A 22188-nucleotide genomic window follows, 5' to 3' on the forward strand; every position below is an offset into this window, starting at 1 on the left:
GGGTATTTGCATACAAAGACCTATTTCAATCCCTTCTTTTATCATTATTATTTGGAGTTATTTTACAAATTATGTTTGCGTTCTCACATAGAGTGATAGTAAAATATTGTTAGTTAAGTAGATGACAGGAAAGTGCGCGGTTTTACGGGGTTCGTGGTGGTAAATGTCGAGAAGAATACATAGTTTCACATTTAAAATCGTCGTAGAATAGAGCTATACAAAGCGCAGGGAGGGAAATAAAGTGATTGATATTCATACGTACATATTGCCTAATATCGATAGCGGACCTGAGGAAGTAGACGGCTTTTTGAAAATGGCACGCTCCTTAGCGGATCAAGGGGTTCAGTCGGTGGTGGCGACGCCGCTTTATGATAGCGATCAAGAGTTTATGAAACACCATTTATTTCTCTATGTGAATGCAGCTAATGAATGGCTCACGAATTCATGTATTCCTCTTCAAGTATTACCAGGTCAGCTTGTCCCTTTATCGCCTCAACTTCTGCGAAACTATGAGCGAAATCAGCTTCTTACGCTTAATCACACCGATAAATATTTGTTTCTTTCACTGCCTGAATATGATGTCTCACCTTATTTTGAAAAGATACTGTCTGATCTTCTAACAAAAGGCGTTTTGCCTATTCTACGTTCACCAGAATGCCATCCGATTTTCCGAGATCATCCTGAGCGTTTATATGAGCTTGTTAAAAAAGGCGTACTCGTTCAGCTAAGCGCCGCTAGTATTCTTGGTTTAAACGGAAAAAAAGAACGAAAAGCGGCGTGTACGTTTATTAAATACCGCTTAGCCCACGTGATTGCCTCTGGCGTTCATGCTCGCAATTACCACGACTATACACTTTCAAAAGCGTATGATTATATTTCCGATATGTACGGTGCTTCAGAACTTTATTTTTTTATTGAAAATGCAGAAGCCATTATCGACGGTCGTCCGGTTCATCAATTAGAGCCTGAGCCGATGAAAAAATTTAGTTTATTTAAATTATTTAGCTGAAAACAAGGGACTTTTCCATAAAAACGGGAAAGTCCCTTGTTTTGTCTTTCTTTCATTGTGGTATGGAATAGAAACAAAGTTAAAGAAAGGAAGACTGAATATGATAAAAACTACAGCTGGAAAGGCAGCCATGTCTGTATTAAAGGAATGGAATATCGATCACATTTTCGGTATGCCGGGAGATTCCATCAATCATTTTATGGACAATCTGCGAAGTGAAAAAGATGAAATTGAATTCATTCAAGTCCGTCACGAGGAAGTAGGTGCACTTGCGGCATCTTCTTACGCTAAAATCACGGGTAAAATCGGCGTGTGTTTGTCAATTGGAGGGCCGGGTGCGATTCATCTGTTAAACGGTTTGTATGATGCTAAAGCAGACGGTGCCCCGGTGCTAGTGCTAGCCGGACAGGTGCCTCGTGCGAAGCTTGGCAATGAATCGTTTCAAGAAGTGAACTTAGAACGTGTTTTTGACGATGTGTCGGTGTTTAATCACCGAGTAGATTCGCCTGAATCATTTCCGCATCTGCTTCAGCAAGCCATTCGAACGGCTTATGCGAAAAAAGGCGTCGCGGTTCTAGTCATTCCAGATGATATTCCGTCTTCAACGATTAAAATTGATGAAAAAACGCCAGTTGCCAATGTATCAAAATCCATTTCTCACAGTGACCCTGAAGATGTAGCTAAAGCGATTCTAGCCATTAAGTACGCAAAAAAACCGGTCATTTTAGCAGGAACGGGTGCAAAGCACGCCAAGCTTGAGTTAGCGCAGTTCGCGGAGAAAATTGCGGCGCCGATTATCTTTACGCTTCCGGGTAAAGGAATACTGCCTGATCATCATCCTTATAATCTAGGACAACTCGGGCAAATTGGGACAAAGCCGGCGTATGAAGCGATGGAAGAAACCGACTTATTGATTATGGTGGGCACATCGTTTCCGTACCGTGAGTTTTTACCGGACGGGGTTGAAGCGATTCAGCTGGACTCTGACGCCACACAAATCGGCAGACGCTATCCTGTATCGATTGGATTAGTCGGAGACTCGAAAACGACGCTGTCGCAGCTTGCGCATAATTTAGATTATCAAGAAAACCGCCGTTTCTTAGAAGAGTGTCAAGTTAATATGGAAAACTGGTGGAAGCACGTAGAAAAAGAAGAAAACGAAGTGAGTACGCCAATCAAGCCGCAGCAAGTCATCCCTAAGCTGCAAAAAATCGTTGATGATGATGCGATTGTATCTGTTGATGTCGGGAACGTAACGGTATGGATGGCGAGACATTTCCGCATGACAAATCAAAAATTTGTGATTTCAAGCTGGCTGGCAACGATGGGCTGCGGACTTCCGGCTGCTATTGCAGGAAAGCTTGCTCATCCTGAAAAACAATCGGTAGCCGTTTGCGGTGACGGAGGCTTTACGATGGTCATGCAAGATTTTGTAACGGCTGTGAAGTACAAGCTGCCAATTGTCGTAGTGGTGCTGAATAACAGTGAAATCGGCATGATTAAATATGAACAAGCCATTCAAGGTCACTTGGATTACCAAACGCAGCTTGGTGAAATGAACTTTGCGAAGTTCGCTGAATCTTGCGGAGGAATTGGCTACCACGTTGAAAAATACGAAGAGCTCGAAACCGCTTTTGAAAAAGCAGCGCTTGCGAATGTTCCTGTAGTGATTGATGTCGTTGTCGCAGATGAACCGCCGCTTCCAGGCAAAATTTCATTCGGACAAGCGGCCAATTATTCGAAGCACATCATGAAAAAGTTCTTTAAAGAACACGAGCTCGAAATGCCGCCGCTTCGTAAAGGACTAAGCAGAATGCTTTAATCAGTGACTCTCCGTATAGGAGAGTCTTTTTAGGAGGGATATCATGGGAGTGTTTGAAATCATTTTACTTATTTTTGGTGCGGTCATGATGCTTGTGATTGTAGTGCCGGTTATTATTGCTGTTATTCTTTGGATGAAAGATGAAAAACAAGAAGAGCATTCGGTTTTGAGAAACTATCCGCTGCTCGGGAAAATGCGCTATATTTTTGAGAAAATGGGGCCTGAACTGCGTCAGTATTTATTTTTGAATAATAACGAAGGCAAGCCGTTTTCTAGAAATCAATATGAACAAACCGTTAAGTCAGGTAAATACCTCAACCGAATGATGGGGTTTGGCTCAGAACGTAATTTTAATGAACCGGGTTACTATATTCGAAACGCGGTGTTTCCAAAGCAGCGCGACGAAATGAAAGCGGATAATACGCAAAAAATTAAAACGAAAGTATATAAAATGGACGCCGATAACTTATTTAGCCGAAGAGAGCACCGTGAAGAAAAAGAAGCGGATCCGTTTTATTTGCGAGATGAAGAGGCGGTCGTTATAGGTCCTTCATGCAAAAATCCATTTGTTGTAAAAGGATTAATCGGTCAATCAGGCATGAGCTTTGGTGCGCTTGGTGACCATGCGATTACCGCTTTATCACTAGGATTAGGACGAGCAGGCGGCACGTGGATGAACACGGGAGAAGGAGGCCTGTCACCGTATCATTTAAAAGGAAACGTCGATATCATTTTTCAAATTGGGCCCGGGCTTTTTGGCGTTCGGACAAAAGAAGGCGAATTTTCATGGGAAGAATTTAAAAAGAAAAGTGAAATGAAGCAAATTAAAGCGTTTGAAATAAAGCTGGCGCAAGGAGCTAAAACAAGAGGGGGTCACGTAGACGGTTCAAAAGTAACGGAAGAAATTGCAGAAATCCGCAACTTGAAGCCAGGAGAATCGGTAGACAGTCCAAACCGTTTTAAAGAATTCGCTTCGTATCCTGAAATGTTCCAGTTTATTGAAAAACTTCGAGATGTAGGCGGCAAGCCAGTAGGCATTAAAATGGTTGTAGGAAACACAAATGACCTTGAAGAAATGGCGGCGTATATGAAAGAGACAGGAAGTGGTCCTGATTTTATTACGATCGACGGAGCAGAAGGAGGAACGGGCGCATCGTTTCAAGAATTAGCGGACGGAGCGGGGGTACCGCTGTTTTCAGGACTTCCTTTTGTGGATGAACTGCTTAAAAAGTATGGCGTTCGCGATGAAGTGAAGCTTTTTGCATCCGGCAAGCTGTTAACGGCTGATAAAATTGCGACGGCTTTATCGCTAGGTGCCGACTGTGTTAATATTGCCAGAGGCTTTATGTTTTCTGTTGGCTGTATTCAAGCGCAAGTGTGCCACAACAACAGGTGCCCGGTGGGCGTAGCGACAACAGATCCGAAGCTGCAAAAAGCGCTTATTATTGAAGAGAAATCATACCGCGTGTGCAATTACGTGCTGTCATTACGTGAAGGATTGTTTAATTTAGCCGCAGCTGCCGGTATTGATTCGCCAACGAAGTTTTCAAAAAAACACGTGGTGTTCAAAAACAGCAGCGGACAGTTAGCTGATATTTCTACAAAGGAAAAAATGTACGTATAAAAAAGCTGCCAATCGGCAGCTTTTTTATTGTCTTCTTTGAAGTAAATGCAGGCAAAACTCTAAGTCTTTTTGAAGATGCTCTTGCATTAACGCTTCAGCTTTTTCAGCATTGCGTTCTTTAATAGCATTATAAATGTCTTCGTGTTCGTCAATTAAAAATGGGCGGTTGTAAAAAACCACGGTATGACGGAACAAGTAAATGATCGACTGCATGCGGTCGATGATGTTAATCATTACGTCATTGTTGCTTGCGTTCACAATAATAGCGTGAAAACGCTCATTGGCGCTCATGATTTCTTCAAACGAGCCGTTTCTTCCGATGTCTACGCATTCCTTTAACTCTTCTAATTCGTTATCAGATAAAAAAGTTGCCGCAGCTTTAGAAGCTGAGCCTTCTAGCAGCATTCGTACTTCAAACAAGTTGCGCAAATCTTTTTCTGTCGGCGACACCACTTTTTTTCGGACAATCAGTCCTTCATATTCTAAGCGTCTGATGGAATCACGAATCGGCGTTCGGCTGAATCCAAGCTCGCTCGCTAATTTTTCTTCGACGATTTTTGTACCGCCTTCAAGCTCACCGTTTAAAATTTTATCTCGAATCATCTCATAAGAAGGGTGATGAGACGAACGAGAACCTTGATTTCTTAACATACTCTACTTCACCTCTAGCATTCGACACGAGAAAATCTCGTCTCTTTCTCTCTTTATTTTTTATCATTTTGTACGCGTATACCCAAATCATACTATAACTTGTGAAAAGGTGGGACGGAAAGTTTCGCTTTTAGAAATAAATTTCATTTAAAAAAAGGCTAGACAAATAAATAAAATGCGAATATGATGAGTGTATACAAAATTATCAGAAATGTATACAAAAAATATTTTAACGTATACATTATTTTTTAAAACGTATTTGAAAACGTATACAACAAGGGGAGGAAACGAAAATGACAAAACGCGTTGGATTTATTGGACTTGGAATTATGGGAAAACCGATGACACTCAATCTATTAAAAGCAGGATTTGAGGTAACGGTTTACGATATTAATAAAGCAGCAGTGGAAGAAGTGAAAGCAGCAGGAGGATTTGGAGCAGCAAGTCTTGCTGAAGTTGCGGTGAACAGCGACGTGATGATCACGATGCTTCCGGCTTCACATCATGTAAAAAGCGTAGTACTTGGAGAAGAAGGGTTAATTCATAGCGCCAAAGAAGGAAGCGTTATCATCGATATGAGTTCCATTTCACCGGTAGCATCAAAAGAAATTGCAGCTGAACTTGCACAAAAAGGAATTCATATGCTAGACGCTCCGGTTAGCGGCGGAGAGCCAAAAGCAATTGACGGCACGCTTGCGATTATGGTCGGAGGAAACGAACATATCTTTGAAAGCATTTCATCCATTCTTCATGCGATGGGAGCAGAAGTAACGCTTGTTGGAGACAATGGAAGCGGCGTAACGGCGAAGCTTGCAAACCAAGTCATTGTAAACTTAAATATTGCAGCGATGTCTGAAGCACTTGTATTAGCAGCTAAAGCAGGCATTGACGTTGAAAAAATGTATCAAGCGATTCGTGGCGGATTAGCAGGAAGCGCTGTATTAGATGCAAAAGTACCGCTTATTTTAGACCGCAACTTTGTAGCAGGCGGACGCATTGATATTAACTTAAAAGATATGACAAACGTGATGGAAACGGCTCATGACATTGGCGTACCGCTTCCGCTTTCAAGTCAGCTTGTGGAAATTTTCCACGCGTTAAAAGTAGACGGAAAAGCAAGCGATGATCACGGCGGAATTGTGCAGTACTATGAAAAATTAGCAAACGTTGAAGTGAAAAAGAAGGTGGAAGCATGATTAAACAAGATGAAAAACGTCTTGTAAGCGACGTGTTTAAAGACATTCCAGCGGTCGATGAGGCACTTGTACAAAAAATGCTCGACGAAGAGCTGCTGACGTTTAATCAAAAAATCATTGTCCTAGATGATGATCCAACGGGCGTTCAAACGGTTAACGGTATTTCCGTGTACACAGATTGGAGCAAAGACAGCATCAAGCGAGGGTTTTTAGAAGAAAACTCCATGTTTTTTATTCTAACAAATTCACGCGGATTTACCGCTTCTGAAACGGAAAAAGCACACGAAGACATTGCGGCTGTTATTACAGAGGTAGCGGCTGAAGTAGATAAAGAGTTTTTAATTATCAGCAGAGGTGATTCCACTCTTCGCGGCCACTATCCGTTAGAAACAGAAGTATTAAAGAAAAACGTTGAACAGCACTCCAATCAAGTGCTTGACGGCGAAGTGATTTTTCCTTTCTTTAAAGAAGGCGGACGATTCACAGTTGATAACATTCACTACGTGCAGGATGAAGACTACTTAGTGCCGGCAGGAGAAACGGAGTTTGCAAAAGACCGTACGTTTGGCTACAGTAAGTCTCATTTAGGCGAGTGGGTAGAAGAAAAGTCAGAAGGAAAATTTAAAGCAAGTCATACGACGTATATTTCCCTTGGGAGCATTCGTGCACTTGATTTAGTGACGATCACAAATCAGTTAATGGAAGTGAAAGACTTTAACAAAGTAGTTGTGAACGCAGTAGATTATGTGGACGTAAAGGTTGTGACGATTGCGCTTCTTCGTGCGATGAAGCTTGGAAAACATTTTATGTATCGAAGCGCTGCGGCTTTAACAAAAGTAATGGGCGGCGTGAGCGACAAAGACCTTTTAACAAAAGAAGAGCTCATTAAAGAGAAGTCGTCAAACGGCGGATTAATTATGGTTGGGTCACACGTCAAAAAAACAACGGAGCAGCTGGAAGAATTAAAGAAATGCAGCTTCATTGAATTTATTGAATTTGACTGTCATCTTGTCTTAGAACCTGAAAAGTTTGAAGAAGAAGTGAACCATATTATCAATGAAGCAGAGAAGCTTATTTCACAAGGTCAAACGGTGGCTGTGTATACAAGACGCGAGCGCTTAGATCTTGGTGAAGGAAAAAAAGAAGAAGAGCTGAAATTATCTGTAAAAATTTCAGATGCAGTGACAAGCATTGTTCGCCGCTTAAACGTTCGTCCAAACTTTATCGTTGCAAAAGGCGGCATTACATCAAGTGATATTGGTGTAAACGGATTGTCTGTAAAGCGTGCGACGGTAGCTGGACAAATCAAGCCGGGCATTCCGGTATGGGTAACGGGAGAGGAAAGCAAGTTTCCAGGCATTGCGTATATCATTTTCCCTGGGAATGTTGGAGCTAAAACAACGCTTCGTGAAACGGTTGAGTTACTAAGTGAATAGAAAGAAGTGAACGTACGAGGTGCGTTCACTTTAGAAAATATTTGAAAGCGTATACATTATTTGGATGTACGTACATGAAAAATGGTCACACTAAGGGGATGAACATATGAATTCAGTATTCGGATTAAGTCATGAAGCAAGTCTTTTGCTGTATGCGATTGTATCGATTGTCGGACTAATCTTTTTAATTGCTAAGTTTAAAACAAATCCGTTCGTAGCACTAATTGTCGCGGCTTTGTTTATGGGTCTTATTTCAGGAATGAAGCTGCCTGATATCGTAACGGCTTTCCAAGAAGGAGTAGCGAGCGTATTAGGATTTATCGCGATTGTTCTTGGTCTTGGAACGATGTTAGGTAAAATGATGGCAGAGTCAGGCGGAGCCGAGCGTATTGCCCGCACGTTAATTAAAGTATTCGGTGAAAAGAACGTACACTGGGCAATGATGGTTGTAGCCGTTATTTGCGGTATTCCGGTCTTTTTCCAAGTTGGAGTTGTGTTATTAATTCCGCTTGTGTTTGTAATTGCCAAGCATACGGGTACGTCACTTATTAAAATTGGTTTATCATTAATTGCCGGCTTAGCCGTTGTTCACAGTTTAGTACCTCCACATCCAGCAGCGATGCTAGCGGTAGATATCTTTAAAGCAGATTTAGGTAAAACGATTTTGTATTCATTAGTTGTGGCATTTCCAGCTGCAGCCGTGGCAGGTCCGATTTACGGATCGTTCATTTCACGCCGTGTTCACGTAGAGCCAACGGGTGAAATTATGGAGCAGTTCACAGAGTCAAAGCATAAAGATCTTCCTGGCTTCGGCATTACGTTATTCACGATTTTACTACCGGTACTATTAATGCTTTTAGCAACAATTACTGGGTTTGTTTATCCAGAAACAAGTACGATTCGCTACGTAACAAACTTTATCGGAAGTCCAATCGTCGCGCTGTTGATTTCGCTAGTGTTTGCTTTTTATTCGTTCGGCTTTGCAAGAGGGTACAACAAAGACGATTTATTAAAATTCACAAATGAATGTCTTGGACCCGTTGCTTCGATCATTTTAATCATCGGTGCAGGCGGCGGTTTTAATAAAATTTTAACAGCAAGCGGTGTAGGTGACGCGATCGCGGGATTTGCTCAAGATGCACATCTTTCTCCTATCGTGCTAGCGTTTGTAATTGCAGGGTTAATTCGTGCAGCAGTTGGTTCAGCAACAGTAGCAATGACAACAGCAGCAGGTATTGTCGCACCAATTGCAGCAACGATGCCAAACGTCAGCCCAGAGCTGCTAGTATTAGCAACAGGTGCAGGTTCTGTGATGCTATCGCACGTAAATGATTCTGGCTTCTGGTTAATCAAAGAATTTTTCAATATGTCAGTAGCTCAAACGTTAAAAACGTGGACAGTGATGGAAACGATTCTATCATTTGCGGCTTTTGCAATGGTTCTTATTTTAGACATTTTTATCTAAGAGAAAAAGCGCTGGCTTCAGCGCTTTTTCCTTTGATATAAAATATATTCAAAATATTTCAAATAATGAGAAAAAAAGACTAGATTTTTCCCGTTTCGATAGTATAGAATAGTTATAAAGTAGCAAAGGGGGTAGATGTATGACAAATGTTGAAAATTATCAAATTGGTTTGACAACAAAAGCATTAATTCCAGTGAATGATCCTATTCACCGCACAAAGGTGCTAGATGCATCAGGAGAATACATGCTAAGCAAGACGTGTAAGCAATTATTAGAAGAAGCGTGTATTCGAGAATTAAGTACGTTTAACGGCTCCATCGCCGCCGTTCGAAAAATGTTTCCGTACAAACAGCTTACGCCGCTTGTTATTAATCGTTCACAAGCCATCATTGCGTTTCCGACATCTTCGCCAAATGACTATGGCTGCGCCTGGATTTTTGCCTCTCATGTTCATACTTCACACACGCTTGCTACAGTTCATTCACCCTCGATGCTGATTCACTTCAAAGACGGCACGTTCATTCCAGTGAAACTCTCTTATTATAGTTTAGAAAAAAAGCTGGCCAGAGCAGCTGTTATTCGTAATTATTGTTTAGAAAGTCCGCTTTTTTTAGCGTAGTGCGTTCGATTTATCAAACGAACTTGTCCTACATATGAACAATCGGTTGCATGGGACTACACATATGAATGGAAGGAGGAAGCTTATCATAAGCTTCCTCCTTTTCTTACTCCTGAAGAAGCGAGGCCTTTAGCTTTTTGCGAGCTGCTTTTCCCCAGTTTTTAACGGCTCCTGTGGAGACTCCGTATTTATAGGCAATATCTTTATACGAGTAGCCTTCTAGCAGATGTTCGATTACATAGATTTTTTCTCTCCCCGTTAAGTGTTCGATATGCTGCTTGATAATTTCATTTTCTAGCGGAACGGGAAGAGCGGGATCTTCGTTCAGTGAAAGCAGGTTCTGCTCAGCAGGTGTTTCACGTTCTTCGTATAAAATGGTGCCTTTTAAATGAGAAAGGATCGTACCGCGAACGGTTGTGTAGGCATAAGCGGAAAAAGAGCCTTTGTTTTCATCAAATTTTTGATATGCTCTCCATAAACCAATTAACGCAATTTGATAATATTCGTCGTAGTCTTTGTAAATGTGAAACTTTCTAATCATCGATACAATTAATGGATGAAAAGATGAAGCAATTTGATCAAACGAGCTTTTTTGCATGTAGCATTCCTTTTTCAAAAACGCGTTTTTGCTGTATTCCGCCGGTATCTCTACTGTACAAGGGGAAGATCACATGTGCGAATGAGCGTACATTATGTTTTCTTTTTAAGAAACGTGACGTAATTTCCCCGGAAACTTCACGTTTCGCTAGGAAATATGCGAAGTATACGTGTATTTGTAGAGATTTTACGTACGAAAGGTCCCCCATTCCAATTTCTACTAATCTATAATTATTTCTATATCTATTATCGATGTAGCAACTCTACCATCACGGAAGAGCGGTGATGGTAGAGTTGCTAGACCTATCCGGATGAGACCCTCCCTTGCGGGCTAGTCTCATCCGGATAGGTGAACCTTTGAGGGTATATTCGCAGGAGCTACTAATTTTGCGTTCTTCTTTATGAAAGCAAGTTGCTGAGATTGTAAGAAGAATGTGTAAAGGGGAGATTGAATGAAGGCGATGGTTGGGGTAAATGTGGCGGCGGCTGTTTTGTGCGGGGCGGTGATGTATGCGGGGACGCAGCACTGGCAGGAGCAAACGGAAGCGCAGGCAAGTGAAGTAAAAACTGCTGTTGTACATAAAGAAAAACAGTTTTCCGATGTATCTGCTTATACAAAAAATCTTCCAGACTTTATCACAAAGCAAATCCAATCATCTATCGCAAATAAAAAACCTTTGACTCTTGTAATTGCCACATCTGCAAAGGAAGCAGGGTGGCCTCAGCAGTTAAAAAAAGAGCTAGCAGCTACATATGGAAGTGATGTATTTACGGTTAAAACCCTTTCATATGGTAACGGGACAACGGATGAGCTTTTATCCTCACATATTGCCGATCAAATTAATCAACTTCAGCCAAACATTATTCTGTTTGAAGCACCTCTTAAAAATGACTATCAGCACCTTACGTTAGATGAAACGCTTGAAAATACAGACAAGCTAATTCATCAGCTCAAAGACTTGAAAAAAACCCTTATGATTCAGCCGTCACAGCCGTATATTTCACAAACCGAGTCCTATGAAGAAGGGGTAGAAGCGATCAGGGGAGTCTCTGAAGCAAACTGGGTGTATTATATGAATCACTCGCTCATTTGGCCGTTTCATTTAGGAGAGTATATAAATAAAGACAGCGGTAATTTAACGAAAAAAGGAAATGAAGTGTGGGGAGAGTATCTAGTTAATTGGTTCATAGGAAAATAAAGAGGAACCCCCCTATTTCATGTGAAATAGGGGGGTTTTTTTATAATTTGATTAGGTTTTGTCTTTTCTTCGTTTTATAATAATAGCTTTTGTTATTTTTGCACCTATAAAGTTTAAATCCCCAAAATTCTAAAGGTGTCCAAATTTTTTTGCTGTTTACAAGAGGCATTCTTCTTCTCCATTCTGTTCTTTAAAAAGGTTTTATTATTTCATTATAAAGAATCTTAGAGTGATAGTAAACACTATAAAGAACGGTTTGTTTAAAAAATTCTTTATAAAGAATTTTCAAGATTTTTATTTTTGACTTATCACATTTAGGAGTGATTTTTATCATAGCTCAGGTTATTTATTCTTGTTACATTAACGTTGTGAAAAACATCACAAAATAAAATGCAAAGGATGATCCAAATTAAAACGTAATTAGACCACTTATTTTTTTTGCTAGCTGTTAAAGTAATGGAATCGCATACATATCGTAACTGTGTTAGATAACCTAACACATAAGTTGAACGATTCAGAAAATTCATATATCTTAAATATATCTTTAAAGATGCATAGGAAATATATCTTTGAAACAAGCAGGTATAGACGCCAGGGGAGGAATGGAAGATGCAAAAAAAGAAACTCGTATTGATTGGAAATGGAATGGCTGGAGTTCGAGCGATTGAAGAAGTATTGAAGGTTTCAAACGAAGCTTTTGAAATTACGATTTTCGGAAGCGAGCCGCATCCGAACTATAATCGTATTTTACTATCAAAAGTGCTGCAAGGAGATACAAATGTTGAAGACATTACGTTAAACGATTGGAACTGGTATCAAGAAAACAATATTACATTGTATACGGGCGAAACGGTTACTAGTATCGATTCAGTAAAAAAAGAAGTAGCGACAAACAGCGGCAGAGTAGAATCATATGATGAATTAATTTTAGCAACGGGCTCTCTTCCTTTTATTCTTCCGATTCCAGGATCAGATAAAAAAGGAGTTACGGCTTTTCGAGATATAAAAGACACGGATGAAATGGTGCAGGCATCTCAGCAGTATAAAAAAGCAGCGGTTATTGGAGGCGGACTGCTTGGATTAGAAGCAGCGCGCGGACTGTTAAATTTGGGGATGGACGTATCTGTGATTCATTTAGCTCCTTATTTAATGGAACGTCAGCTCGATCCAACCGCCGGCAAATTGCTTCAAAACGAATTAGAAAAACAAGGCATGAAGTTTTTGCTTGAAAAACAAACGGCGGAAATCGTCGGCGATGAACGAGTTGAAGGATTATCTTTCAAAGATGGGACGTTTTTAGACGCTGATTTAGTCGTAATGGCCGTTGGAATTAAGCCAAACGTTCAGCTTGCAAAAGAAGCGGGACTTAACGTAAACCGAGGAATTGTCGTGGATGATTATATGCAAACGGATATCCCAAGCATCTACGCGGTTGGAGAATGTGCAGAGCATAGAGGAATGGTATACGGGCTAGTAGCACCTCTGTATGAACAAGGAAAAGCATTAGCCAAAGCGATTTGCGGGGCAGAAAAAGTGCCTTATGAAGGGTCAGTTTTATCAACGCAGCTAAAAGTATCAGGTGTTGAAGTATTTTCAGCAGGAGACTTCACGGAAGATGAAGAGAAAAAAGCGATCAAAGTGTTCGATGAACAAGACGGCATTTATAAAAAGCTTGTTCTGCGAGGCAATCAAATCGTAGGAGCCGTTCTTTTTGGAGACAGCAGCGACGGAAATCGACTGTTTTCAATGATTCAAAAGCAAGAAGATGTATCCGATGTCGCAAAAGTGTCGATTTTACAGCCATCTGGCGGTAACGCGGGTGAAAGCTTAGTAGCAAGCATGAGAGCCGATGATATTATTTGCGGCTGTAACGGCGTAACAAAAGGGACGATTGTGGAAGCTATCCAAAAACAAGGATGCTCATCAGTTGATGAAATCAAAGCTTGTACAAGTGCCTCTCGCTCCTGCGGAGGATGTAAACCGCTTGTAGCGGAAGTGCTTCAGCATACTCTTGGCGCTGACTTTGACGCTACGGCTCAAAAAGAAGCGATTTGCGGCTGTACGACTCTTTCACGAGATGAAGTTGTCGAAGAAATCAAAGCAAAGGGACTTTCGCATACGCGTGAAGTTATGAATGTACTTGAATGGAACAATGAAGAAGGCTGTTCGAAATGCCGTCCGGCGCTGAACTATTATTTAGGTATGGTGAATCCAATCGGATACGTTGATGAACGCGAATCACGATTTGTGAATGAACGCATGCACGCCAATATTCAAAAAGACGGCACGTATTCTGTTGTTCCTCGCATGTACGGAGGCGTCACAAACGCAGAAGATTTACGAAAAATTGCAGATGTTGTTGATAAATATGAAATTCCGCTCGTAAAAGTGACGGGTGGTCAGCGTCTTGATTTGTTTGGTGTTAAAAAAGAAGATTTGCCTAGCGTATGGGAAGAGTTAGATATGCCTTCTGGCTACGCGTACGGTAAGTCGCTGCGAACGGTGAAAACATGCGTCGGCGAACAGTTTTGCCGTTTTGGCACGCAGGATTCAATGGGCGTTGGAATTGCGCTTGAGAAAAAATTTGAAGGACTATGGACGCCTCATAAAGTGAAAATGGCTGTATCTGCTTGTCCAAGAAGCTGTGCTGAGTCAGGTATTAAAGATATTGGCTTTATTGGAATTGACGGCGGCTGGGAAATTTACGTGGGCGGAAATGGAGGTACGCATCTTCGCGGCGGAGATTTGTTGTATAAAGTAAAAACAGACGAAGAATTGATGGACATCACAGGAGCTTATTTGCAGTATTACCGAGAAACGGCTAATTACTTAGAGCGTACGTCTGCATGGATTGAGCGCATGGGACTTTCGCACATTCAGTCAGTGCTTGATGACGCTGAGACGAGAAGAGAGCTGAATATGCGTATGGACGAAGCGTTATCTACGTACCGTGATCCTTGGAAAGAAATCGTCGAAAGCAAAAAGACGAAAAAAGAGCTGTTCGAAACAGTTGTCACATCATAAAGCTGGGGGGAAATAAAGATGGTGAATAAAAATATTACAAAAGTATGCGTAGGGTCGATTCATGATTTTCCAGTAAGCCTTGGTAAAACAGTGAAAGTAAATGGAAAAGAAATTGCGGTGTTTAAGCTATCAAGCGGAAAAATACGGGCAATTGAAAATCGCTGTCCGCATAAAGGCGGGGTGCTAAGTGAAGGGATCGTGAGCGGCGACTCGGTGTTCTGTCCGATGCACGACTGGAAAATTTGCTTGCATGACGGTAACGTACAAGAGCCTGACAGCGGATGTGTAGACACGTACGAAGCGTCTGTTGAAGGAGATTTGCTGTATCTTTTAATTGAAGAATAAGTAACGTGGCGCGTTGATTTTCAACGCGCCACAAAAATTCAAGGGGACACACTAAAAGGAGCGAAGCAAAAATGAGAACAGAAAAAGTGTACATTGTAGGAGCTGGACCAGGAGATCCAGATTTGCTAACAATAAAAGCAGCAAAGTGTTTAGAAAAAGCAGATGTTATTTTATATGACCGCTTAGTGAACCCTGTTCTTCTTCAGTATGCAAAAGAAGGAGCCGAACTCGTCTACTGCGGGAAAAAGCCTGGTGATCACTGCGTTTCTCAAGAGGATATTCATGATTTGCTTGTATTCTACGCAAGAAAAGGAAATACCGTCGTGCGGTTAAAAGGCGGAGATCCGTTTATTTTCGGAAGAGGCGGTGAAGAAGCAGAAGTGCTCGCTCAGCATGGAATTCCATTTGAAATCGTTCCAGGTATTACAGCAGGCATCGCGGCACCGGCTTATGCTGGAATTCCTGTGACGCATCGTGAGCTGAGCCGTTCGTTTGCCGTTGTGACGGGATACTGTTTGAGCGGCAAGCCGGAAAGTATTCGCTGGGAGCATTTAGCAAAAGGAGTTGATACGCTTGCGGTTTACATGGGCGTTAAAAACTTGCCTTATATTTGCCGTCAGCTTTTAGACGCCGGAAAAAGCGCGGATACGCCGGTCGCTCTTATTGAACAAGGCACGTCGGTTTATCAGCGCACGGTTACAGGCACTCTTGGTACCATCGTAGATACGGCTGCTGAACAGCAAGTGAGTAATCCTGCGATGATTGTGATTGGTGAAGTGGTGAAGCAAGCTTCTGCTCTTTCTTGGTTTTTGGAAAAAACAGAAGAAAAAGTATGCGTCTAAGATGAATAAAAGGAGGGAACGCTTTTGCTTAAGAATTCACTGCAGTCAATGAATGAGTTAGCCCGTGAAAAAACGAAGCTTGTGAATGATCATTTACCGAGTTATTTGCTGTTAGCTGTGCTTGCGGGTGCTTACGTGGGACTTGGCGTTATATTAGCTCTATCGGTAGGAGCGCCTTTAGCTTCTGCTTCTTTACCGGTCGTTTCTCTTGTGATAGGGTTATCATTTGCTGTTGCTCTCCTGCTTGTCGTATTTGCAGGAGCTGAATTGTTTACGGGGAATCATATGGTTTATACGGTCAGTACGCTATCGGGAGTCACCACATGGAAAGATACGTTCAAAAACTGGACGTGGTGTTTTATCGGAAATGCGATAGGAGCGTTTGGGCTTTGTTTGTTAATTACCGGAACCGGTTTGTTTAAAGGAATTGAACCGAACCATTTACTCATGACGCTGGCAGCTAAAAAAATGAATTTGCCGGTTAGTGAACTGTTTTTTCGCGGCATCCTTTGCAACTGGCTTGTTTGTCTGGCGATTTGGACCGCTTCGCGCACTAAAAGCGATGCGGCAAAGATCATGCTTATTTTTTGGATGCTGTTTGCATTTGTTGCTTCAGGATACGAGCACAGCGTGGCAAATATGACGTTTCTTGGCCTAGCTTTATTGCTTCCACACCCCGATACGATTTCGGCTGCTGGACTACTGCATAATTTAATTCCTGTTACGCTCGGAAACATCGTAGGGGGAGGACTGTTTGTAGGAAGCGTTTACTGGTTTGTAAACGCTAGGCAGCTAAAAGAAGCTAAAAAGCAGCCGGCTTCTCTCTCAGCTGACTTGGATTCTGCTAAACTGTCTAAATAGCAAAAAAACCGCCCTTTGTACCATATAGTCTGCTTTTAAAGCTAACATAACGGTATTTTAGAGCGGTTTTCTTCTATATAATATAAACTGCTTAAAGCGTATTCACATCTATACGTATCGAACAAGCAGTATTGTTCTTCATTTTATAGAAACAGGAAGTCTGTGAGAATTGAATCCGAACAGATTCTGTTGAAATGAATGTGTGAGGGTGCAGATATCATCGAAGAGGCAGAGGGCATCTTAGAATTTTAATGTTGTTTGGCATTTTATGCTCTTTTTGAGCATCTTTAAAGCAGTTGTACATTGCTTTGCTGCCTAAATGATTAGCGGAGTGAATCGTAATTCGATCGGCATATAAATGGTGCTTTACCATAAAATGCACGAGCATTAATCCATTCCGTGTCTTGCTGAGTAAATCGTGATCGAGTGACAAATGTTCAACATCGAATGACCTTAGCAGGTCAATACATTCGTCAATCGTTTCGGCTAAAACATGACCGTCAGGGCACTTGCGATAGTCGTCTAGAAAAACATTGATTTTCATGACTGATTCTCCCTTCCTTGCCTTGTATTTAGTGTAACATACATAATGTCATATACCTACCTAAGTCTATTCGACACGTTTTAAGCTATTCCTTCTTAAATAGGGGTAAAAACACGAATTTTTATCATTATTTGCATATTCACGGCGAATAAACAGGAAATAAGGAAAGAGATGTCGAACGAAAAGTAAATAAATAAACAGTTTAAACTGGAAATTAACTTTTTTTATTCTGTGATTTTTGTTTAACAAGGTCTTTTAAATCCCAGATTTAACAAGGGATGGAAAAGGTTTAATGAATAAAAGATTGTGAGAAAAAAACGATAATTTGCGATTTTTTTAAAATAAATTGGAAATTTCTCTTTACGAAAAAGATGTTTGGGACGTATAATTTGATTTAAGGATTTTTTGGAACATAGTATGACAATATGACAAAAAAGAAAAGTAAGGTGAATAGAATGGGTAAGTTATTTAGTATCGGTGAAGTATTAATTGATATGATTCCAGCTCAAAAAGGTCTTCAATTAAAAGAAGTGGAATCGTTTACGCGTGTGCCAGGGGGAGCGCCGGCAAACGTTGCGGCAGTTGTTGCTACATACGGTAATGAGTCAGCGCTTATTACAAAAGTTGGAGAAGATGCGTTTGGAGACTTTCTAGTAGATACGCTTCGTGAAGTAGGAGTAGGTACTGATATGGTTTATCGTACAGAAGAAGCAAACACAGCTTTAGCTTTCGTTTCCCTGCGTGAAGACGGAGAAAGAGATTTCAGCTTCTATCGTAATCCTTCAGCAGATTTATTGCTAACTGAAGACGAAATTAACCCTGATTGGTTTGCAAGCAACGATCTTCTTCATTTCTGTTCGGTTGATTTAGTTGAAAGTCCTATGAAATACGCTCATATGAAAGCGATTAAAAGCATGAAAGAAAAAGGCGGAGTTATCAGCTTTGATCCAAATGTACGTCTTCCACTGTGGAAAGATCATGAGCTATGCCGTCAAACAATTTTAGAATTTATTCCTCAAGCGCACATTGTCAAAATTTCAGACGACGAGCTAGCGTTTATCACAGGCATTGAAGATGAACAGCAAGCAATTCAGTCTCTATTTACAGGTGACGTTCAAGTAGTTGTGTTCACAAAAGGTGCAGAAGGCGCAACGCTTTATACAAAAGAAGCTGTCTATGAATCAAACGGTTACAAAGTAGCGGTTGTTGATACAACAGGTGCAGGAGATGCGTTTATTGGCGGATTCCTTTATCAGCTATTAAGCCGCGATGTGTCACAAGAAAACTTAACAGCTATTCTTGACTCAGACCACGATGCTATTTTGCGCTTTGCCAATGCAAGCGGTGCCTTAACGACAACTGGAAAAGGTGCGATCAGTTCCATTCCAGCCAAAGAAGTAGTCGAGCAATTTTGTAAGCCTGTAGCTAACTAAAATGAAAAGGCTTTATCTCTTCTTATTTTCAATCAGCAGAGGCGCTAGTTTCTGCTGATTGCAGATCACATAAGAGGAAGAAGTGAGCTGCGGAGTAAGAAGAAAAAAATTTTTTCTGTTTTTAAAAAATAATCAAAAAAATTTCTAGCTAAATAATAAATGTTCGTGTTAGTATAATACGAGCAGCAAGAAATAGCAGTTTTACCACCATTTATGAAAACGTTATATATTTTCTAGACCTTTGGGGGAATATTCGAGAGAGAACAAGCGTGTAGCCCTTGGTAAAAGAAAAGCAGCAGGTCGTTACATACGATGTACATAGATTAGAAATAGGAAAGTAGGTTAAGAGAAAGATGGATATTTTGCTAGGTGTTCTTCCTTCCGTTGCGTGGGGAAGCATGATTTTAGTTAGTATGAAGATGGGCGGTGGGCCTTACAGTCAAACGCTTGGAACAATTATTGGAGCTTTGATTCTTTCATTTGTTCAGTTTATGATTGTTCAGCCGGTGTTAACGCCAACGCTTGTTATTGTCGGGATTGTTTCAGGTTTGTTCTGGTCAGTAGGTCAAAGCAATCAGTTTAAAAGTGTTCCATACCTTGGTGTTTCAAAGTCAATGCCGATTTCAACGGGTATGCAATTAGTATCAACAGCTCTTTTTGGTGTTATTGTATTCAAAGAATGGTCAACGCTTCAAACGATTGTGCTTGGATCTATTGCAATTCTTTTAATACTAGCAGGCGTTGTGCTTTCTTCATTAGACGGTAAAAAAGAAGGAGCACAAGGGACTCCGGGACAAACGAAAAAAGGAGTTATCACTCTTATCATTTCAAGTCTTGGATTCTTAGTTTACGTAGTTATCGCACGTATCTTTAACGTAGACGCATGGGCAGCTCTATTCCCGCAAGCAATTGGTATGTTAATTGGCGGTTTAATCATTACATACAAACATAAGCCATTTAACAAATATACGATTCGTAATATCTTACCAGGTCTAATCTGGGCATCTGGAAATATGTTCTTATTCTTATCTCAATCAAGACTAGGCGTAGCAACAAGCTTTTCATTATCGCAAATGGGTATTGTTATTTCTATCTTTGGCGGTATTGTCTTCTTGGGAGAAAAGAAAACAAAGCGTCAATTATTCTATGTATCTCTTGCGAGTGTGCTGATTATTTCAGGCGGTATCTGCATAGGCCTCGCAAAAGCCCACGCTTAATATATCGATGTAGAAAAACCCCCATGGCTAAAGTGCAGCCATGGGGGTTTTTCTAGACCTAAGGGTTTGAGGCACCCCTTGTGGGGTAGCCTCAAACCCTTAGTCAAATTCAAAGTCAAACCCATAGTGCTCTTGGAGATTTCCAAGCTGTACGTTTGTGTGAGTGTTTCTCGTTCTTAAGGCTGATTGTTTTTCATTCTTTGTTAGGAAGCTGTTTGGTGTGAAATGGCTTATAGTAGTAGGAAAGGATGGGGGAGAGGCTATGATTAAGAGTATTTATGAGACGCATGTGCAGGTGCGGAGTTTGGAGGATTCGATTGAGTTTTATAGACGTCTTGGGCTGACGTTTGTTCATAAAATTGAAGAGAGGCGCTGTGCTTTTTTCTTTGTTGGGGAACAAAAGCAGATGCTCGGGCTTTGGGAAACCGATGAAAAAGAGTTGAAAAGAAGTCATTTTGCTTTTGGAATTGAAGCAGCAGATATTTATGAAGCGTTAACGTGGCTGCGTTCAAAAGGCATTGAACCGGAAGAAACGTCGTTTGGAAAGGCGCAGACAGAGCCGATTGTTCATACGTGGATGCCGGCAGCGTGCGTGTATTTTAATGACCCTGACGGTAACAGCTTGGAATTACTTACGCTTTTGGATGATGAGCCCGTTGTATTTAAGGATTTTCCGTATTTAAGTGAATGGAATAAAGAGACCAGGACGAAATTATTTTAGCACAAGTGAAAAACGAACCACTGATCAACGTGTTTGATTAGCGGTTCGTTTTTTTAGTTATGGTAAACGTAGGTTTCATATGTGTAGGTCTTTCTAGCAGTTGATTGGAAGGCAAGGCGAAGACTCCTGCGGGAAAAGCGGAATAGGTGAGACCCCGCAGGAGCGCAAGTGACGAGGAGGCTCACCGGCCGCCTGCGGAAAGTGAAGCCTTGCACGGGAATCAACTGCGGTGTCATAAGCAATCTATGTGAGCTCATGCATCCCATTTGTTCGTCTTTAGGTTGGATTGATTTCGTTATGTCTCAACTTTTTTATGTATCATAAACGTAGAATTGACATATTAATAAACATATAATATATTTGTTTATAAATTAATAAACAAAATAGAAAGGTGTCTATTTAAATGGTAAACGACTTGTTTTGGGAATCATCTTTTGAAGATATGAAAAAAGGATACGGGGAAAGCGAAGATCACTACCACTGCTTACTGTGCGGTGAAAGTATTGAAAAAGGCATTATTTATCCGGTGGAAGGTGTTTTTTATGAAGCAAAACGCTATATGAAGCTTCATGTTGAACAGCAGCACGGGTCTGTGTTTCATCATTTGATAGGGCTAGATAAAGAGGTAACCGGTCTTTCTGATCATCAAAAAAATTTAGTGAAGTTTTTTAAAGAAGGAAAAAGCGATAGTGATATTCAAAAAGAAATGGGAATCGGCAGTTCATCCACCATTCGGAATCACCGCTTTACGTTAAAGAAAAAAGAGCGTCAGGCAAAAGTGTTTTTAACGCTGATGGAACTGTTAAACGACGGGGAAGAAGAGAAGGCGGTACCCGTAACAAATACTGCGACTAGAAGAAGTCAGCGCTACAGCGTCAGTGATGAAGAGCGTGAAAAAATTTTAGCGAAGAATTTTCCTCAAGGTTTAAACGGACCGCTTCGTACTTTTCATTTGCAAGAAAAACACCGTATTGTTGTTCTTGAAGAATTAAGCGGGCATTTTGATTTTGGTAGCACGTATACCGAAAAAGAAGTAAATGATAGGTTAACACCTTTTTATGACGATTATGCGGTGCTGCGACGCTATTTAATTGAGTACGGTTTCTTAGAGCGCAGCGCAGACGGAAGCAGCTACTGGAGAAAAGGAGAGACAGAGATGAGTACTGATTCGAAAGACTATAAAAAACAAATGAAACAGCTAGCGAAAGAAGTAAAAACAGAAGGCGGCGTGTATCAAATAAAAAACCTTCACAACGATAAGATTTACATTGGCTCTACGCCTAACATCAAAACGTTAAACGGCGTAAAGTTCACGTTAAAGACGAACACTCATCAAAATAAAGAGCTTCAAAACGAGTGGAATACGTACGGAGCGGATGCTTTTTCAATTGAGATGTTGGAAACGATTAAAAGAGAAGAAGAAAAAGCACTTTCAAAAAAGGATTTGCTAAAACTAGAAGCGAAATGGTTAGAGAAGCTGCAGCCTTACGGCGAAAAAGGCTATCATTCGCCGAAAGCTGATACAAAGGAGAAATAGGTGTGAAGAATCAAGATGTAAAAAGTGAAGTAGTGGAATCGGAAAA

General features: G+C 40.9%; 19 protein-coding genes. 16 read left to right on the top strand and 3 right to left on the bottom strand.

Annotated features, from left to right (window positions below; genetic code table 11):
* Nucleotides 1-241 precede the first annotated feature (241 nt).
* The 3 genes from LJY09_RS05625 to LJY09_RS05635 all read left to right on the top strand — a co-directional run bounded on the left by LJY09_RS05625 (nucleotide 242) and on the right by LJY09_RS05635 (nucleotide 4455).
* On the top strand, nucleotides 242-1009 hold the full coding sequence (locus tag LJY09_RS05625) for a tyrosine-protein phosphatase (RefSeq protein WP_228307570.1): 768 nt from the start codon (nucleotides 242-244) through the stop codon (nucleotides 1007-1009).
* A gap of 100 nt (nucleotides 1010-1109) precedes the next feature.
* The gene (locus LJY09_RS05630; RefSeq protein WP_228307571.1) at nucleotides 1110-2831 is read left to right on the top strand and encodes a pyruvate oxidase; all 1722 of its coding nucleotides are present in this window, start codon (nucleotides 1110-1112) and stop codon (nucleotides 2829-2831) included.
* A gap of 43 nt (nucleotides 2832-2874) precedes the next feature.
* A complete protein-coding gene (locus tag LJY09_RS05635) occupies nucleotides 2875-4455 on the top strand; it encodes an FMN-binding glutamate synthase family protein (RefSeq protein ID WP_228307573.1) in 1581 nt (526 codons plus the stop codon).
* A gap of 24 nt (nucleotides 4456-4479) precedes the next feature.
* Here LJY09_RS05635 and LJY09_RS05640 read toward each other — a convergent pair whose 3' ends face one another.
* Nucleotides 4480-5106, bottom strand: coding sequence for a GntR family transcriptional regulator (locus LJY09_RS05640; RefSeq protein ID WP_047751465.1), 627 nt, complete (start codon nucleotides 5104-5106; stop codon nucleotides 4480-4482).
* Between the two features lie 293 nt (nucleotides 5107-5399).
* Between LJY09_RS05640 and garR the strand changes: the two genes are divergently transcribed.
* The 4 genes from garR to LJY09_RS05660 all read left to right on the top strand — a co-directional run bounded on the left by garR (nucleotide 5400) and on the right by LJY09_RS05660 (nucleotide 9822).
* Nucleotides 5400-6302 (top strand): 2-hydroxy-3-oxopropionate reductase, encoded by a 903-nt coding sequence (gene garR / locus LJY09_RS05645; protein ID WP_228307574.1) that lies wholly within the window; start codon nucleotides 5400-5402, stop codon nucleotides 6300-6302.
* Nucleotides 6299-7738 carry a four-carbon acid sugar kinase family protein gene (locus LJY09_RS05650; RefSeq protein WP_228307577.1) on the top strand — a complete coding sequence of 480 codons (1440 nt, stop codon included), beginning with the start codon at nucleotides 6299-6301 and terminating at the stop codon, nucleotides 7736-7738. Before garR ends, LJY09_RS05650 begins: the two co-directional genes overlap by 4 nt.
* Before the next feature lie 106 nt (nucleotides 7739-7844).
* A complete protein-coding gene (locus LJY09_RS05655) occupies nucleotides 7845-9203 on the top strand; it encodes a GntT/GntP/DsdX family permease (RefSeq protein WP_013055857.1) in 1359 nt (452 codons plus the stop codon).
* A 139-nt stretch (nucleotides 9204-9342) separates the two neighbouring features.
* On the top strand, nucleotides 9343-9822 hold the full coding sequence (locus tag LJY09_RS05660; RefSeq protein ID WP_228307578.1) for a competence protein ComK: 480 nt from the start codon (nucleotides 9343-9345) through the stop codon (nucleotides 9820-9822).
* Nucleotides 9823-9928: 106 nt separating this feature from the next.
* On the opposite strand, the gene LJY09_RS05665 is transcribed toward LJY09_RS05660, so the two are convergent.
* Nucleotides 9929-10420: a sigma-70 family RNA polymerase sigma factor gene (locus LJY09_RS05665; protein ID WP_228307580.1), complete on the bottom strand. Its 492-nt coding sequence runs from the start codon at nucleotides 10418-10420 to the stop codon at nucleotides 9929-9931.
* Nucleotides 10421-10871: 451 nt separating this feature from the next.
* Between LJY09_RS05665 and LJY09_RS05670 the strand changes: the two genes are divergently transcribed.
* From LJY09_RS05670 to LJY09_RS05690, 5 genes are all read left to right on the top strand, one after another.
* Complete coding sequence (locus LJY09_RS05670; RefSeq protein WP_228307581.1) at nucleotides 10872-11618, top strand: SGNH/GDSL hydrolase family protein; 747 nt, start codon at nucleotides 10872-10874, stop codon at nucleotides 11616-11618.
* A gap of 609 nt (nucleotides 11619-12227) precedes the next feature.
* Entirely contained in the window at nucleotides 12228-14642 is a 2415-nt protein-coding gene (nirB, locus tag LJY09_RS05675; protein WP_228307582.1) for a nitrite reductase large subunit NirB, read from the top strand.
* A gap of 18 nt (nucleotides 14643-14660) precedes the next feature.
* On the top strand, nucleotides 14661-14987 hold the full coding sequence (gene nirD, locus LJY09_RS05680) for a nitrite reductase small subunit NirD (RefSeq protein ID WP_013055862.1): 327 nt from the start codon (nucleotides 14661-14663) through the stop codon (nucleotides 14985-14987).
* 71 nt (nucleotides 14988-15058) lie between these two features.
* Nucleotides 15059-15829: a uroporphyrinogen-III C-methyltransferase gene (cobA, locus tag LJY09_RS05685; RefSeq protein WP_228307584.1), complete on the top strand. Its 771-nt coding sequence runs from the start codon at nucleotides 15059-15061 to the stop codon at nucleotides 15827-15829.
* Nucleotides 15830-15853: 24 nt separating this feature from the next.
* Nucleotides 15854-16690, top strand: coding sequence for a formate/nitrite transporter family protein (locus tag LJY09_RS05690; protein ID WP_099330722.1), 837 nt, complete (start codon nucleotides 15854-15856; stop codon nucleotides 16688-16690).
* Nucleotides 16691-16907: 217 nt separating this feature from the next.
* Here LJY09_RS05690 and LJY09_RS05695 read toward each other — a convergent pair whose 3' ends face one another.
* Nucleotides 16908-17234 carry a cyclic-phosphate processing receiver domain-containing protein gene (locus LJY09_RS05695; protein WP_034653683.1) on the bottom strand — a complete coding sequence of 109 codons (327 nt, stop codon included), beginning with the start codon at nucleotides 17232-17234 and terminating at the stop codon, nucleotides 16908-16910.
* Between the two features lie 455 nt (nucleotides 17235-17689).
* On the opposite strand from LJY09_RS05695, the gene LJY09_RS05700 reads away from it, so the two are divergent.
* From LJY09_RS05700 to LJY09_RS05715, 4 genes are all read left to right on the top strand, one after another.
* Nucleotides 17690-18667 (top strand): carbohydrate kinase family protein, encoded by a 978-nt coding sequence (locus LJY09_RS05700; RefSeq protein ID WP_014461164.1) that lies wholly within the window; start codon nucleotides 17690-17692, stop codon nucleotides 18665-18667.
* A gap of 353 nt (nucleotides 18668-19020) precedes the next feature.
* Nucleotides 19021-19884: a GRP family sugar transporter gene (locus tag LJY09_RS05705; RefSeq protein WP_014461163.1), complete on the top strand. Its 864-nt coding sequence runs from the start codon at nucleotides 19021-19023 to the stop codon at nucleotides 19882-19884.
* A 262-nt stretch (nucleotides 19885-20146) separates the two neighbouring features.
* Nucleotides 20147-20605 (top strand): VOC family protein, encoded by a 459-nt coding sequence (locus LJY09_RS05710; protein WP_099331360.1) that lies wholly within the window; start codon nucleotides 20147-20149, stop codon nucleotides 20603-20605.
* A gap of 403 nt (nucleotides 20606-21008) precedes the next feature.
* Nucleotides 21009-22142: a DUF2087 domain-containing protein gene (locus LJY09_RS05715; RefSeq protein WP_228307586.1), complete on the top strand. Its 1134-nt coding sequence runs from the start codon at nucleotides 21009-21011 to the stop codon at nucleotides 22140-22142.
* Nucleotides 22143-22188 lie beyond the last annotated feature (46 nt).

The organism is Priestia sp. J2 (assembly GCF_020790095.1).
Taxonomy (GTDB): Bacteria; Bacillota; Bacilli; order Bacillales; family Bacillaceae_H; genus Priestia; species Priestia zanthoxyli.

Bases quoted from the DNA above. Each gene is read 5' to 3' on its own strand.
- LJY09_RS05640 (WP_047751465.1), bottom strand. From the start codon at position 5,106: ATGTTAAGAAATCAAGGTTCTCGTTCGTCTCATCACCCTTCTTATGAG.
- LJY09_RS05665 (WP_228307580.1), bottom strand. From the start codon at position 10,420: ATGCAAAAAAGCTCGTTTGATCAAATTGCTTCATCTTTTCATCCATTA.
- LJY09_RS05705 (WP_014461163.1), top strand. From the start codon at position 19,021: ATGGATATTTTGCTAGGTGTTCTTCCTTCCGTTGCGTGGGGAAGCATG.
- garR (WP_228307574.1), top strand. From the start codon at position 5,400: ATGACAAAACGCGTTGGATTTATTGGACTTGGAATTATGGGAAAACCG.
- LJY09_RS05655 (WP_013055857.1), top strand. From the start codon at position 7,845: ATGAATTCAGTATTCGGATTAAGTCATGAAGCAAGTCTTTTGCTGTAT.
- LJY09_RS05660 (WP_228307578.1), top strand. From the start codon at position 9,343: ATGACAAATGTTGAAAATTATCAAATTGGTTTGACAACAAAAGCATTA.
- nirD (WP_013055862.1), top strand. From the start codon at position 14,661: ATGGTGAATAAAAATATTACAAAAGTATGCGTAGGGTCGATTCATGAT.
- LJY09_RS05695 (WP_034653683.1), bottom strand. From the start codon at position 17,234: ATGAAAATCAATGTTTTTCTAGACGACTATCGCAAGTGCCCTGACGGT.
- cobA (WP_228307584.1), top strand. From the start codon at position 15,059: ATGAGAACAGAAAAAGTGTACATTGTAGGAGCTGGACCAGGAGATCCA.
- LJY09_RS05700 (WP_014461164.1), top strand. From the start codon at position 17,690: ATGGGTAAGTTATTTAGTATCGGTGAAGTATTAATTGATATGATTCCA.
- LJY09_RS05650 (WP_228307577.1), top strand. From the start codon at position 6,299: ATGATTAAACAAGATGAAAAACGTCTTGTAAGCGACGTGTTTAAAGAC.
- LJY09_RS05710 (WP_099331360.1), top strand. From the start codon at position 20,147: ATGATTAAGAGTATTTATGAGACGCATGTGCAGGTGCGGAGTTTGGAG.
- LJY09_RS05630 (WP_228307571.1), top strand. From the start codon at position 1,110: ATGATAAAAACTACAGCTGGAAAGGCAGCCATGTCTGTATTAAAGGAA.
- LJY09_RS05635 (WP_228307573.1), top strand. From the start codon at position 2,875: ATGGGAGTGTTTGAAATCATTTTACTTATTTTTGGTGCGGTCATGATG.
- LJY09_RS05715 (WP_228307586.1), top strand. From the start codon at position 21,009: ATGGTAAACGACTTGTTTTGGGAATCATCTTTTGAAGATATGAAAAAA.
- nirB (WP_228307582.1), top strand. From the start codon at position 12,228: ATGCAAAAAAAGAAACTCGTATTGATTGGAAATGGAATGGCTGGAGTT.
- LJY09_RS05670 (WP_228307581.1), top strand. From the start codon at position 10,872: ATGAAGGCGATGGTTGGGGTAAATGTGGCGGCGGCTGTTTTGTGCGGG.